Source organism: Streptomyces sp. NPDC102490, assembly GCF_044765285.1.
In the GTDB taxonomy this organism is placed as follows: Bacteria; Actinomycetota; Actinomycetes; order Streptomycetales; family Streptomycetaceae; genus Streptomyces.
This window is the reverse complement of record NZ_JBIWJU010000003.1, coordinates 196,866-210,608: the sequence shown is the minus strand read 5'-3', so window position 1 is coordinate 210,608 and position 13,743 is coordinate 196,866. Positions and strand designations below refer to the sequence as shown.

At 73.8% G+C, this 13,743-nt stretch carries 12 protein-coding genes; 7 read left to right on the top strand and 5 right to left on the bottom strand.

What is annotated here, in order from left to right; translation table 11 throughout:
• Positions 1–31 precede the first annotated feature (31 nt).
• The 5 genes from ACIRGB_RS07600 (at position 32) to ACIRGB_RS07580 (ending at position 6,749) form a co-directional block, all read left to right on the top strand.
• Positions 32–1,666 (top strand): PucR family transcriptional regulator, encoded by a 1,635-nt coding sequence (locus tag ACIRGB_RS07600; protein WP_403859727.1) that lies wholly within the window; start codon positions 32–34, stop codon positions 1,664–1,666.
• A 102-nt stretch (positions 1,667–1,768) separates the two neighbouring features.
• The gene (locus ACIRGB_RS07595) at positions 1,769–2,611 is read left to right on the top strand and encodes a nitrilase-related carbon-nitrogen hydrolase (RefSeq protein ID WP_403859724.1); all 843 of its coding nucleotides are present in this window, start codon (positions 1,769–1,771) and stop codon (positions 2,609–2,611) included.
• Positions 2,612–2,649: 38 nt separating this feature from the next.
• The gene (hydA, locus tag ACIRGB_RS07590) at positions 2,650–4,053 is read left to right on the top strand and encodes a dihydropyrimidinase (protein ID WP_403859721.1); all 1,404 of its coding nucleotides are present in this window, start codon (positions 2,650–2,652) and stop codon (positions 4,051–4,053) included.
• Between the two features lie 11 nt (positions 4,054–4,064).
• Positions 4,065–5,087: a TIGR03842 family LLM class F420-dependent oxidoreductase gene (locus ACIRGB_RS07585; RefSeq protein ID WP_403859718.1), complete on the top strand. Its 1,023-nt coding sequence runs from the start codon at positions 4,065–4,067 to the stop codon at positions 5,085–5,087.
• A gap of 114 nt (positions 5,088–5,201) precedes the next feature.
• Positions 5,202–6,749 (top strand): NCS1 family nucleobase:cation symporter-1, encoded by a 1,548-nt coding sequence (locus tag ACIRGB_RS07580; protein WP_403859715.1) that lies wholly within the window; start codon positions 5,202–5,204, stop codon positions 6,747–6,749.
• Here ACIRGB_RS07580 and ACIRGB_RS07575 read toward each other — a convergent pair.
• The 3 genes from ACIRGB_RS07575 to ACIRGB_RS07565 all read right to left on the bottom strand — a co-directional run bounded on the left by ACIRGB_RS07575 (position 6,746) and on the right by ACIRGB_RS07565 (position 9,374).
• Positions 6,746–7,402, bottom strand: coding sequence for a hypothetical protein (locus ACIRGB_RS07575; RefSeq protein ID WP_403859713.1), 657 nt, complete (start codon positions 7,400–7,402; stop codon positions 6,746–6,748). The genes ACIRGB_RS07580 and ACIRGB_RS07575 overlap by 4 nt on opposite strands.
• 134 nt (positions 7,403–7,536) lie before the next feature.
• Complete coding sequence (locus tag ACIRGB_RS07570) at positions 7,537–8,364, bottom strand: class I SAM-dependent methyltransferase (protein WP_403859710.1); 828 nt, start codon at positions 8,362–8,364, stop codon at positions 7,537–7,539.
• Entirely contained in the window at positions 8,361–9,374 is a 1,014-nt protein-coding gene (locus ACIRGB_RS07565) for a carboxymuconolactone decarboxylase family protein (RefSeq protein ID WP_403859707.1), read from the bottom strand. Before ACIRGB_RS07565 ends, ACIRGB_RS07570 begins: the two co-directional genes overlap by 4 nt.
• Before the next feature lie 167 nt (positions 9,375–9,541).
• Here ACIRGB_RS07565 and ACIRGB_RS07560 point away from each other — a divergent pair, with 167 nt between their 5' ends.
• Both ACIRGB_RS07560 and ACIRGB_RS07555 read left to right on the top strand, forming a co-directional pair.
• Entirely contained in the window at positions 9,542–10,681 is a 1,140-nt protein-coding gene (locus ACIRGB_RS07560) for a sensor histidine kinase (RefSeq protein WP_403859704.1), read from the top strand.
• Positions 10,678–11,352, top strand: a complete 675-nt coding sequence (locus tag ACIRGB_RS07555; protein ID WP_403859701.1) for a response regulator — start codon at positions 10,678–10,680, stop codon at positions 11,350–11,352. The genes ACIRGB_RS07560 and ACIRGB_RS07555 overlap by 4 nt, the downstream gene beginning before the upstream one ends.
• Before the next feature lie 28 nt (positions 11,353–11,380).
• Here the strand turns inward: ACIRGB_RS07555 and ACIRGB_RS07550 are convergent, their stop codons facing one another.
• Entirely contained in the window at positions 11,381–12,445 is a 1,065-nt protein-coding gene (locus tag ACIRGB_RS07550; RefSeq protein ID WP_403859698.1) for a biotin/lipoate A/B protein ligase family protein, read from the bottom strand.
• 245 nt (positions 12,446–12,690) lie between these two features.
• Positions 12,691–13,659, bottom strand: a complete 969-nt coding sequence (locus ACIRGB_RS07545) for a HAMP domain-containing sensor histidine kinase (protein WP_403859695.1) — start codon at positions 13,657–13,659, stop codon at positions 12,691–12,693.
• Positions 13,660–13,743: the final 84 nt, after the last annotated feature.

Genomic DNA, 13,743 nt, shown 5'->3' with positions numbered 1-13,743 from the left:
GTTCCGCGTCCCGGGCCCAGGAGGCGCCGCCATGACCACCACCCCCGAGACCCCGGTCCAGCAACCCCAGCAGCTCCGGGAGCCCTGGGAGCCGGCCCTGACGGTCCGTCAGGTGCTCGGCCTCGAACGGGTGCGGGCCGGACAGCCCGAGGTGGTGGCCGGTGCCCACCGGCTCGACCGGCCGGTGCGCTGGGTGCACGTCGCCGAGGCCGCCGACGTCGGCGTGATGCTCAGCGGCGGCGAGATGGTCCTGACCACCGGCGTGCTCCTCGCCGGTGACGAGGACAAGCAGGGCGAGTACATCCGCTCCCTGGACCGGGCCGAGGCCGCGGCCGTCGTGCTCGGCCTCGGCCGCGCCTTCCCCGCCCCGCCCGACGTGATGCGCAGGGCCGCCGAGCGCTGCGGGCTGCCCCTGGTCGTCCTGCACCGGCCCTTCCCCTTCGCCGAACTCACCGAGGAGGTGCAGTCCCGGCTGCTGCGGCGCAAGTTCGCCGCCGTCAGCCTCTCCGAGGCGGTACGCACCGAACTGACCGGCCTGATCACCGCCGGCGCCCCCGTGCAGCGCCTGCTCGACGAGGTGGCCCGGCACGCCGGCTGCCCGGTCGTCGTCACCAACCTCGCCCACCGCGTCCTCGCCACGGCCGGGGAGCGGGCGGCCGTCGACGACGTGCTGCGGGACTGGGAACGCATCGCCCGCCAGGCCGGTGCCGGGTCCGCCGACGGCTGGCTCCGCGCCGAACTGAGCTGCCGCGGGGAGCGCTGGGGGCGGCTGGTGCTGTGCGGCTACGGCGGTGACCGGGCCGCCGGACGGCTGCTCGCCGACCGTGCCGCCGAGGCCCTCGTCCTGCACCGCATGCTCGCCGGTGACGGGACCCACGGGTCCCAGGGGGCCGCGTCCGCGGGTTCCTGGGACGCGTGGGAGGAGCAGTCCGCGCGGAGCCTGCTCACCGACCTGGTCACCGGGGCCGTACCGGCGCGGCAGCTGCTGCCCCGGGCGCGCGCCGCGGGCCTGCCGGTCAACCGGCGCGTCTTCGTGCCCCTCGTCGTCCGCGAGCGGGACCCCGCCCGCCCCGCCCGGGTGCTGCGGCGGCTCGGACTGCCCGGGATCGCCGCCGGGCTCGCCGACGGCCGGGTGGCCGTCCTGCTCAGCCTCGCCCCCGACCAGGACGCCCGCGCCCTGACCGCCCACTTCGCGACCCGGCTGCGTGCGGAACCGGACTCCCGCCACGCCGTGGTCGCCGCCGCCGAGGCCCGCGCCGACTGGGCCGACGTACCGGCGGGACTGCGCGAGGCGCAGCACGTCGCCGACGCCGTCGCGGACTCCGCGACCGCCCTGGACCCGCCGCCCGTCGTACGCCTGCGCGACGTCCACCTGCGCGGCCTGGTGCGGCTGCTGCGGGACGACCCGCACGTGCAGTCCTTCGCCGAGCGGGAGCTGGACGGGCTGCTGCGCGGCCCCGACCAGGACCTGCTGCCCGTCCTGCGCACCTACCTCGCCACCGGCCGCAACAAGTCCCGCACCGCCCAGCTCCACCACGTCTCCCGGCCCGCGCTCTACCGCCGACTCGAAGCCATACAGGGCCGCCTCGGCGTCGACCTCGACGACTTCGAGCAGGCCGCCTCCGTCCACATCGCGCTCCTCGCCCACGACGCCCAACAGGGGTGACACCGTGCAATGCCCGACCCCCGCAGACGTGACACCGTGCCACTCAATCCGGCCACCCGGCGTCCCTAGTCTCGCCGTACACCGAGCGAGTGGAGGCCGAAGATGAGCCGAGTGATCCGTGCCGCGCTCTTCCAGACCGCCTGGACGGGCGACAAGGAATCGATGATCCAGGTCCACGAGCAGGCGGTGCGCGACGCCGCCGCCCAGGGCGCACAGGTCATGTGCTTCCAGGAGCTGTTCTACGGACCGTACTTCTGCCAGGTCCAGGACCCCCAGTTCTACGCCTACGCCGAGCGCATCCCCGACGGCCCGATCGTGGAGCGCTTCCAGCGGCTCGCCCGCGAGCACGGCATCGTCCTGGTGCTCCCCATGTACGAGGAGGAGCAGCCCGGCGTCCTCTACAACACCGCCGCCGTCATCGACGCCGACGGCTCCTACCTCGGCAAGTACCGCAAGACGCACATCCCGCAGGTGCGCGGCTTCTGGGAGAAGTTCTACTTCCGCCCGGGGAACTCCGGCTGGCCGGTCTTCGACACCGCCGTCGGCAAGGTCGGCGTCTACATCTGCTACGACCGGCACTTCCCCGAGGGCTGGCGGGCGCTGGGCCTCGAAGGCGCCGAGATCGTCTTCAACCCGTCGGCCACCTCCCGCGGCCTGTCCGGCTACCTGTGGCAGCTGGAGCAGCCGGCGGCGGCCGTCGCCAACGAGTACTTCGTCGGCGCCATCAACCGGGTCGGCGTCGAGGAGTTGGGCGACAACGACTTCTACGGCACCTCGTACTTCGTCGACCCCGAGGCGCAGTTCGTCGGCGAGGTCGCGAGCGACAAGGAGACCGAACTCGTCGTCCGCGACCTCGACCTGGCCAAGCTGCGCGAGGTCCGCGACCGCTGGCAGTTCTACCGCGACCGCGCGCCGGGCGCGTACTCCCCGCTGACCGCGCCCTGACCCGCCCGCCGGGGCCCCTGACAGGAGGGAACAGCAGCATGAGCAGCCGTACCGTCATCCGCGGTGGCCTCGTCGTCACCGCGTCCGACGAGATCCACGCCGACGTCCTGGTCGAGGACGGCCGCGTCGCCGCCCTCGCCGCGACCGGCACCCCGGCCGCCGAGGCGTTCACCGCCGAGCGGGTGATAGACGCGAGCGGCAAGTACGTCATCCCGGGCGGCGTCGACGGGCACACCCACATGGAGATGCCCTTCGGCGGAACCTACGCCGCCGACACCTTCGAGACGGGCACCCGCGCCGCCGCCTGGGGCGGCACCACCACCATCGTCGACTTCGCCATCCAGAGCGTCGGACACTCCCTGCGCGAGGGACTGGACGCCTGGCACGCGAAGGCCGAGGGCAACTGCGCCATCGACTACGGCTTCCACATGATCGTCTCCGACGTGAACCAGGAGACGCTCAAGGAGATGGACCTGCTCGTGGAGGAGGGCGTGACCTCCTTCAAGCAGTTCATGGCGTACCCCGGCGTCTTCTACTCCGACGACGGCCAGATCCTGCGCGCCATGCAGCGCGCCGCCGGGAACGGCGGCCTGATCATGATGCACGCCGAGAACGGCATCGCCATCGACGTCCTGGTCGAGCAGGCCCTCGCCCGCGGGGAGACCGACCCGCGCTTCCACGGCGAGGTCCGCAAGGCCCTCCTGGAGGCCGAGGCCACCCACCGTGCCATCCGGCTCGCGCAGGTGGCCGGGGCGCCGCTGTACGTCGTGCACGTCTCGGCGACGGAGGCGGTCGCCGAGCTGACCCGGGCCCGCGACGAGGGCCTGCCGGTCTTCGGCGAGACCTGCCCGCAGTACCTGTTCCTGTCCACCGACAACCTTGCCGAGCCCGGCTTCGAGGGCGCCAAGTACGTGTGCAGCACCCCGCTCCGGCCGAGGGAACACCAGGCGGCGCTGTGGCGGGGTCTGAGGACCAACGACCTCCAGGTGGTCTCCACCGACCACTGCCCCTTCTGCTTCAGCGGACAGAAGGAGCTGGGCCGGGGCGACTTCTCCAAGATCCCCAACGGGATGCCGGGCGTCGAGAACCGCATGGACCTGCTCCACCAGGCCGTCGTCGAGGGCCGCATCAGCCGCCGCCGCTGGATCGAGATCGCCTGCGCCACCCCGGCCCGGATGTTCGGGCTGTACCCGAAGAAGGGCACCATCGCGCCCGGCGCGGACGCCGACATCGTCGTCTACGACCCGCACGCCGAGCAGGTCCTCTCCGCCGAGACCCACCACATGAACGTCGACTACTCGGCGTACGAGGGCAAGCGGATCACCGGCCGGGTGGAGACCGTGCTCTCGCGCGGCGAACCGGTCGTCACCGAGCGGGAGTACACCGGACGCAAGGGCCACGGCGTCTACACCCCGCGCGCCACCTGTCAGTACCTGAACTAGGAGCGGTGCCCATGGACTTCGGACTCGTCCTGCAGACCGACCCGCCGGCCTCCCGCGTCGTGGAGCTGATGCAACGCGCCGAGCACAACGGCTTCAGCCATGGCTGGACCTTCGACTCCGCCGTGCTGTGGCAGGAACCGTTCGTGATCTACAGCCAGGTCCTGGCCCACACCAGCACGCTGAAGATCGGCCCGATGGTCACCAACCCCGGCACCCGCACCTGGGAGGTGACCGCCTCCACCTTCGCCACCCTCAACGACATGTTCGGCAACCGCACCGTCTGCGGCATCGGCCGCGGCGACTCCGCGATGCGGGTGGCGGGACGCAAACCCAACACCCTCGCCCGCATCAGCGAGGCCATCAAGGTCATCCGCGCGCTGGGCAGGGGAGAGGAGGCCGACCTCGGCGGCGGCACCGTCGTCCGCTTCCCGTGGATCAAGCCGGGCGCCGAGGTCCCCGTCTGGATGGCCGCGTACGGCCCCAAGGCGCTGAAGATGACCGGCGAGGAGGCCGACGGCTTCATCCTCCAGCTCGCCGACCTCTACCTGACCGAGTACATGGTCAAGGCCGTCCGGGACGCCGCCGAGGCCGCCGGGCGCGACCCGTCCGAGGTGACCGTCTGCGTCGCCGCCCCCGCCTACGTCACCGCCGACGACTCGCCCGAGGCCCTCGCCCACGCCCGCGAGCAGTGCCGCTGGTTCGGCGGCATGGTCGGCAACCACGTCGCCGACCTGGTCGCCAAGTACGGCGCCCACACCGGGGCCGTGCCCGACGAACTCACCGACTACATCAAGGCACGCGAGGGCTACGACTACGCCCACCACGGGCGCAGCGGCAACCCGGACACGCAGTTCGTGCCGGACGAGATCGTCGACCGGTTCTGCCTGATCGGACCGGTCGAGAAGCACATCGAGAAGCTGACCGCCCTGCGCGCCCTCGGCGTCGACCAGTTCGCGCTGTACGACATGCACGACGCGCAGGAAGCCGTGATCGACACCTACGGCACCAAGGTCATCCCGGCCGTCAACGCCTGACCCCGTCCCCGCCCGCCCCGCGCTCCGGGGCGGGCGGGCCCCGGGCGCACCCGCGCACCCCCCTCGGCACCGCCCGCACGGCCTCTCCCGTCCTCTCGCACGATTGGCCTGCCCATGACCGACACCGCGCCCACGGCCATACCGCCGTCCGCCCAAGTCACCCTGCCCGACGGGCGCGTGGAGCTCGCCCCGGGCTCCCCGCCGCCGAGCGGTCCCTACGCCAACGAGGACCTGCTGCCCGTCCCCGTCGAGGGGCGCACCTGGACCACGTACAACTTCTCCGCCCTGTGGGTCGGCATGGCCCACAACACGGCCTCCTGGACCCTCGCCTCCGGTCTGATCGCGGTCGGCATGGACTGGAAGCAGGCGGTGTTCACCATCGCCCTGGCCAACCTGATCGTCCTCGCGCCCATGCTGCTCACCGGGCACGCCGGACCCAAGTACGGCATCCCCTTCCCGGTGTTCGCCCGCGCCTCCTTCGGCATCCGCGGCGCCAACCTGCCCGCCGTCGTGCGGGCGTTGGTGGCGTGCGGCTGGTTCGGCATCCAGACCTGGATCGGCGGCGAGGCGATCTACTTCCTGGCCGGCAAACTGATCGGCGACGGCTGGACGGACGCCGGCACGATCGGCGGCTACGCCTGGACCATGTGGCTGTCCTTCGCGCTCTTCTGGGTGCTCCAGGTCGCCATCATCTACCGGGGCATGGAGACCATCCGCCGCTTCGAGAACTGGGCGGCGCCCTTCGTCCTGGTCGGCGCCTTCGTGATGCTGTGGTGGATGGCCGACAAGGCGGGCGGCTTCGGCCCGCTCTTCGACCAGCCGTCGAAGCTGGGCTGGGGCGGCGACTTCTGGAAGCTGTTCTGGCCCTCCCTGATGGGCATGATCGGCTTCTGGTCCACGCTGTCCCTCAACATCCCCGACTTCACCCGCTACGGGAAGAGCCAGAAGGCCCAGACCCGCGGCCAGGCCCTCGGCCTGCCGACGACGATGACCCTGTTCGCCTTCCTGTCCGTCATGGTCACCTCCGGCTCCCAGGCCGTGTACGGCGAGCCGATCTGGGACCCGGTACAGCTCGCCGCGAAGACCGACAACGTGGTCGGCCTGCTCTTCGCCCTCGTCACCGTCCTGGTGGCGACCCTGTCCGTGAACATCGCGGCCAACCTGGTCTCACCGGCCTTCGACTTCTCCAACGTCGCCCCGCGCAGGGTGAGTTTCCGGGCGGGCGCGCTCATCACGTCCGTGCTGGCCGTGCTGATCTTCCCCTGGAAGCTGTACTCCGACCCGCAGGGCTACATCTTCACCTGGCTCGGCCTGGTCGGCGGCCTGCTCGGCACGGTGGCCGGCATCCTCATCGCCGACTACTGGATCCTGCGCCGCGCCCGCCTCCACCTCGTCGACCTGTACCGCAGGGGCGGACGCTACTGGTACGACGGCGGCTGGAACTGGCGCGCGGTGCTCGCCTTCACCGTCGGCGGTGTCCTGGCCATCGGCGGCGCCGACTTCCACCCCCTGGTCGACGGCCGCCCCGTACCGTTCCTCGAACCGCTGGCCGACTACGGCTGGGCGGTGGGCCTGGGCACGTCCCTGGTCCTCTACCTGGCCCTGACGCTGCTGCCCGCCACGCGGCCGGGGGCCGAGACCGCCGGCCCCGCTCAGCCCTAGCCGTGCCGCAAGGCGGCCACGGCCTCCTTGGCCGCCTTGATGGCGCCCTTGTTGATCTCGGTGGTGCCGGGGGCCTTCTTCGACTCGAAGTCGCTGCCGTTGTACGTGATCATCACCAGGGCGTTGGCCGCGCGGACCAGTACGGTGCCCTCGCGGGTCTGCTGCTTGTCCTCGGTGGTGAGGTTCACGACCGAGTAGGCGCTGTCGCCGAGGCCCGGGACCGCGCCCCCGCCGCCGCGGTCGGCGACCCGTTCCCGGTACGACTTCCGCGCCGCCTCGTCCGTCTGCATCACCTCGAAGGAGACGTCGAGCCAGCGGTAGTCGTAGCCCTTGAGCGCGTTCCAGGAACAGGTGCGGCGCACCCCGGTGTCCGTGGACGGGATCTCCTTGCCGGCCGCCTTGGCGCCCGGCACCAGCGAGGTGACCGTCTTCCCGGCCAGGGCCTCGCACGGTGCCGGTGCGGCGGCGTACGTCTTCATCGCCGGCCGGGTCGCCGGTGCGGACGCCGATCGGTGCGCGGTGTCGGGCGGCGTCCTGTCCTGCGCGGCCGGGGAGGTGTCCGACCCGGACGACAGCGCCCAGCCCGCCGTGGCGAGCACGGCGACCGGCGCCAGACGGGCGGCCAGGGCGAGCGGCAGGGGAAGAGAACGCACGGCGCACTTCTCGTGGGGGACGGTGCGGAGGGTGCCCGCACTGCGGACGGGACGCCAGTGTCACACGAGTCCCCGTGGGGCGAAAGGCCGAACTCGGTGCGTGCCCGGGCGGTGACGCAGACGTACGGCGGCCGTCAGGGCCGTACGGCCGTCACCAGCCACACACCGGCCCGCATCCGCACGCCGGTGTCCGTGGCGTGGGGGAGCAGCGCCGCCTCCAGTTCGGCGAGCCGTCCGGCGGGCAGGGACCGGCCCGGGAAGCGGGACAGCAGGAAGTCGACGGCGTCCGGGACGTCCCGGCCCCACACCGCCTCCACGGTGACCGGGGCGACCGCCACCTCCCGGTACCCGGCCCCGGAGAGGACGTCCCGGACGTGTCCCGGATCGGAGAGCGAGGCCATCGCGCTCTGTGCGGCGGTCGCCTCGGGGCCGGGCTCCTCGCCGACGAGACGGGCGAACAGGCCCAGCGTCCGGGCCTCTTCCGAGTGCTCCCCGGGCGGCTGCGGGCAGACGAAGGCGAGCCGCCCGCCCGGGCGCAGGGCCCGCGCCAGATTGCGGAAGGCGGCGGCGTGGTCCTCGAAGAACATCACGCCGCCCCGGCTGACGACCACGTCGTACCCCTCCGCCGGAAACCGGTGCACCTGCGCGTCGGCGCACTCGTACGCGGCGTTCGCGAGGCCCTCGGCGGCGGTGCTCGCGCGGGCCCGCGCCAGCAGCGGCGCGGAGATGTCGACGCCGACCGCGTGCCCGGGGGCGGCGAGCCTGGCCGCGATCCGGGTCGTCGCGCCGGCCCCGCAGCCGACGTCGAGGACACGGTCGCCGGGAGCGACGGCCGCCGCGCCGAACAGGGCGTCGTTGACCCCGGCGAGCATCGCGTCGTAGCGGGCCCGGTGGGTGGCCCAGTGCGTGCCGACGGGGCCGTTCCAGGCCTCGGCCTGGCGGGAGTTGGTGAGCTGGGTCATGAGGTCTCCCGAGGAGTGGCGCGGGCGCCGGCGGCGGTCAGGGCCGTCTCGACGCGGTCCACGGCGGTGAACGCGCCGTACGCGACGAGGTGGACCAGGCAGTGGTCGGTGTGCTCGGGACGGCGCCACGCGGCGACGTCCGCGTCCGTGATCCGGTACGGCGCGAGCGCGGCCAGCAGCGCCAGCCGTGCGCCGGGCCGCTCCCGCCGGTCGGGGAACGGGTCGGGGGCGGCGGGCGGGTGGGAGCCGTCCCAGTCGCGCACCGCGGCGCGTACCAGGTCCTGGTCGTCGGCGTCCAGGAGACCGGCGCCCGTCGCGGCGGTGGCGCTCAGCGCCGCGTACGCCGGGCCGACCGGTGTCCCCGCCGCCCACTCCGGTCCCGGGCCGGGGTCGTCCAGCAGGGGCAGGGAGGCGCCGGGCACGGCGGTCCGGCGCACCGTGCGGGACAGCGACCGGCCCGCCAGGCTCCGTACCGGACGCAGCCGTTGCGCGTCGGCCGGGAGCAGCCTCTCGGTCACCAGGGACGACACGACGCGGTTGATGAAGTGGAAGGCCAGCACGGTGCCGAGGTAGCCGGGAGCCTCCTCGGCCGGGAACGGATACGGATCCCGCGCGGCGCCCGGGACCCGGGTGCGCCGCGCCCAGTCGAGCACGCGCGCGTGCCGCTCGTCGGTCGGCTCCTGCCCCCGGGCCAGCCGCTCGGCCAGGGCGTGGTCGCCGGTGGCGTGCAGCAGCATGGTGTGCGCGTCCACGCAGAACCGGCACCTGTTGGCCTGCGACACCCCGAAGGCGGCGACCTCCTTGCCGGTCCGGTCGCCGGGGCCGGCGAGCAGGGACTCGCGCATCAGCGCCCAGGCCGGGGCGACCAGCGCGGGCGCCGAGGAGAGGACCACGAAGGGGGCCGGTTCGGGGATGCCGAAGTCCCGCGCGGCCTGTGCGTAGACCTCGGCGACGCGGCCGGTGGCCGACTTCGGGGGCAGCGGTTCGGTGTGACGGAAGGGTGTGGGCATGGACAGCAGCCTGCGCCGCGAGGGCGCCCGGTGTCGTCGTACGGGCGGATGCGGCCGGCGCTGCGCCGCCGGGACCCGGCCGGGCGGCCGGCTACTTCGCCGGGAGTAGTACCGAAGCCGTCCACAGGGCCGACGCGGCGGTCCACGGCGGCGCATAGGGTGCGGGCATGAGTGGGCGTCGGATCGATCGCGAACGGCTCGCCGACATGGTCCTCGCGGCCGTGGTCGGCGCGCTCGGCGTGACCGTCGCCGCGTTCGACGAGGACACCACCGCACTCGACCACCTGCTCGTCGTCCTCGCCTCGGCGGCGCTCGCCTTCCACCGTGCCGCCCCGCGCGCGGTGCTGGCCGTCGCCACCGTCCTCGGCACGGCGTACGTCGTGCACGCGCACCCCGGCCCGCTGTCCGCGCTGCCCGTCCTGGGCGCCGTGCACACCGCCGCCCGGGTCGGCCACCGGGCGGTCGCGGCGGCCGGCAGCGCCGTGTTCCTGGCCGGATACGTGGCCACCGGCCCCGGCACGCAGCACGTGGCCGAGCGGGCCGGACTGCTCGCCGGCTGGTTCCTGTGCGCCGTCGTGACCGGGCTCGCCGACCGGAACTGGCAGGCGTACCTGCGCCAGACCGAACAGCGGGCCCTGGAGGCGGAACGCACCCGGGAGGAGGCGGCCCTGCGCCGCGCCGGGGAGGAACGGCTGCGGATCGCCCGCGAGTTGCACGACTCGCTGACGCACAGCATCTCCATCGTCAAACTCCAGGCGGGAGTCGCCGTCCACCTCGCCCGCAAACGCGGCGACGAGGTGCCGCCCGCGCTGCTCGCCATCCAGGAGGCCAGCGGCGAGGCGATGCGCGAACTGCGCTCCGCCCTCCAGGTGCTGCGGGCCGACGAACCCACCGGCACCCCGGCCCTGCTCGTCGAGCGGGCCCGCGCGGCCGGACTCGCCGTCGACCTCACCGTCACCGGGGACGAGCGTCCGCTGCCCCGGGCACTCGACCGTGCCGCCTACCGCATCGTGCAGGAGGCCCTCACCAACGCGGCGCGGCACGCCGGACCGGCGAGGGTGCGGGTCCGCATCGACTACGGCACGCGGAACACGGGGGAGGCCATGGCAGACGGGTCCGTGGGGGTGCTGACGGTAGACGTGGACGACGACGGGGCCGCCGATCCGGCCCGCCCGCCGGTGCCGGGTACCGGCCTGACCGGCATGCGCGAACGCGTGAGCGCCCTCGGCGGCACCCTGCGCGCCGCCCCGCGCGCGGAGGGCGGCTTCTCGGTGCGGGCACGGCTCCCGCTGGGGGAGACGGCATGAGCGGCGTCCTGCGGGTCGCGCTCGTCGACGACCAGGCACTGATGCGGGCCGGATTCCGGGCCCTGCTCGACGCCGAGGAGGGCATCGAGGTGGTCGGCGAGGCCGCCGACGGGGAGCAGGGCGTGGCGCTGGTGCGGGCCCAGGTGCCCGACGTGGCGCTGGTCGACGTGCAGATGCCGGTGATGTCGGGCATCGAGGCGACCCGCCGCATCGCCTCCGACCCGGCCCTCGCCGCCGTACGCGTCGTCATCCTCACCAACTACGGACTGGACGAGTACGTCTTCGAGGCACTGCGGGCGGGAGCCAGCGGCTTCCTCCTCAAGGACACCGAACCCGCCGACCTGCTCCAGGCCATCGACGTGGTGGCGCGCGGCGAGGCGCTGCTCTCCCCGTCGGTCACCCGCACCCTGATCGGCGAGTTCGTCGCCCGGCCCCCGGACCGGACCACCGCACCCGGCCTCGACTCCCTCACCCGCCGGGAACGCGAGGTCACCGCGCTCGCCGCGCGCGGCCTGAGCAACGAGGAGATCGCCGCCCACATGGTGATCAGCCCGCTGACCGCCAAGACGCACATCAGCCGCGCGATGACCAAGCTGGGTGCCCGCGACCGCGCCCAACTCGTCGTGTTCGCCTACGAGTCGGGCCTGGTCGCGGTGCGCGGCACGGCCTAGCGGGCGCGGGTCGGGGCCGCGGCGGCCCTCACGGCACCCGGGCGGTCCACTCGGGGGAGGAGAACTTCACGCGCGCCAACTCCCGGGCCCGGGCCAGCTCCTCGTCCGTCACCTTGCCCTGGCTCAGCCCGTACCGCCCGCCGAAGGAGGAGATCATCCGCTCGATCACGGCCTCCCGGGCCAGCCCGGTCTGCCGGCGCAGCGGGTCCACCCGCTTCTTCGCGGACTTCGTGCCCTTGTCGGACATCTTCTCCCGCCCGATCCGCAGCACCTGGAGCATCTTGTCCGCGTCGATGTCGTACGACATGGTCACGTGGTGCAGGACGGCGCCGGGGCCGCCCCCGGGACCCACGACGCGCTTCTGCGCGGCGCCCGCGATCTTGCCCTGGTTGGTGGCGATGTCGTTCAGCGGCTGGTACCAGGCGCGGATGCCCATCTCGCCGAGCGCGCCGAGCACCCAGTCGTCGAGGTAGGCGTAGCTGTCCTGGAAGGACAGGCCCTGCACCAGCGCCTCCGGCACGGACAGGGAGTAGGTGATCGTGTTGCCGGGCTCCACGAACATCGCGCCGCCGCCGGAGATGCGGCGCACCACCTCGATGCCGTGCCGGGCGGCGCCCTCGGGGTCCACCTCGTTGCGCAGCGACTGGAAACTGCCGATGATCACCGCCGGGGCGCCCCACTCCCACACCCGGAGCGTCGGCGGACGCCGGCCCGCGGCGACCTCGGCGGTCAGCACCTCGTCGAGCGCCATGTGCAGCGCGGGGGACTGCGGGCCCTCGTGGATCAGCTGCCAGTCGTAGTCCGTCCAGTCCGTGGCGTGTGCCAGCGCGCGGCGCACGGCGATGCCGACGCCCTCCGAGGTCAGCCCGTACATGACGGTGCCCTCGGGCACGGCCGCGTCGATCCGCGCGGCCAGCCCCGCCGCGTCGGTGTCCGCCGGGGCGCCCTCCAGCGCGCGGTTCACCGCGTCCAGCGCCTCGTCCGGTTCCAGGAAGAAGTCGCCCGCCACGCGCACGTGCCGCAGCACGCCCTGCTCCGCCTCCACGTCCACGACGACCAGCTTGCCGCCGGGGATCTTGTACTCACCGTGCACCGTTCTGCCTCCGTTCCGCATCCGGGGACAACCGCGCGCCCGGCCGGTGTGTTCCCGCCCGGGGCCGCCCCGGGCTGTCCCGGGCCGCCTCGGGCTGGGCCGCGCCGCGCCGGACCGCGCCGGACCGCGCCGCGCCGCGCCGCGCCGGGCCGGGCCGCGCCGTGCCGCGCCGCCTCGGCCGCCCCGGGTCGCGCCGCGCCGGTCTGGGCGGGCATACGATCCGGGCGGTCACCCGGTCCGGGCGGTCATGCGGTCCGGGCGGCCTCCCGGTCCCCGACGGGCACGGTCAGCCGGACCTCGGTGCCGCCCCCGCGCGCGGGACCGACCACGAGGTCGGCGCCGACCAGCAGGGCGCGCTCGCGCATGCCGCGGATGCCGGCTCCCTCGGTGGCCCCGCCGGAGCCGTCGAAGCCCCGGCCGTCGTCGCGCACCCGCAGCTCGACGGCGTCGCCCGCCCGCGCCAGGGTGAGCACCACCAGGCGGGCGCCGGAGTGCCGGGCCGCGTTGGTGAGGCCCTCCTGGGCGACCCGGTAGAGCACCAGGTCGGCGTTGTCGCCGAGGGCGGGCAGGCCGGGGGCGATCTCGTGGCGCACGGTGAGCGACGGCCCGGTGAACTCGTCCGACAGCGACCTCAGGGCGCTGGTCAGACCCAGCTCCTCCAGGACCCCCGGCAGCAGGCGGCGGGCGATGCGGCGGATCTCGTCCAGGCTGGCCCGGGTCGTCTCCTGCACCTGCGAGAGCTGCTCACGCACCGGGCCGGGCGCCTGGTCCGCGACCCGCTTGAGGTCCAGCAGCACGGCGGCGAGGGTCTGCCCCACCTCGTCGTACAGCTCCTGGGCGACCCGGTGGCGCTCCGACTCCTGCGCGCTCAGCGTGCGGGCGGCGCTCAGCGCGCGCTCGGCCTCCAGCCGGTCGAGCATGGTGTTGAAGCTGGTGATCAGCGCGGCGATCTCGCCGTCGCCGTCGACCTTCGGACGGACCCGCGGCCGCAGCAGGTCGGTCGTGGTCATGGCGTGCGCGAGCCGGCGCAGCGGCCCGAGGCCGATCCGCAGCAGCAGGACGTTGGCGACCAGGATCACCACCAGCCCCACCGTGAGAATCGCGGCCTCGGTGAGCAGGACGGGCGTCGACACGGTGACCGGTCCCAGCAGCAACGCGGTCGCGGCGATCAGCACCACCGAGTTGAACAGCGAGATTCTCCAGAACAAGGACACCGCAGCAGCGTCGGCGACGCACGGCACCCGGTCCATCGGGTCCGGCACCCATTTCGTCCCTCACGCACCCCCACCCCCGTGTCG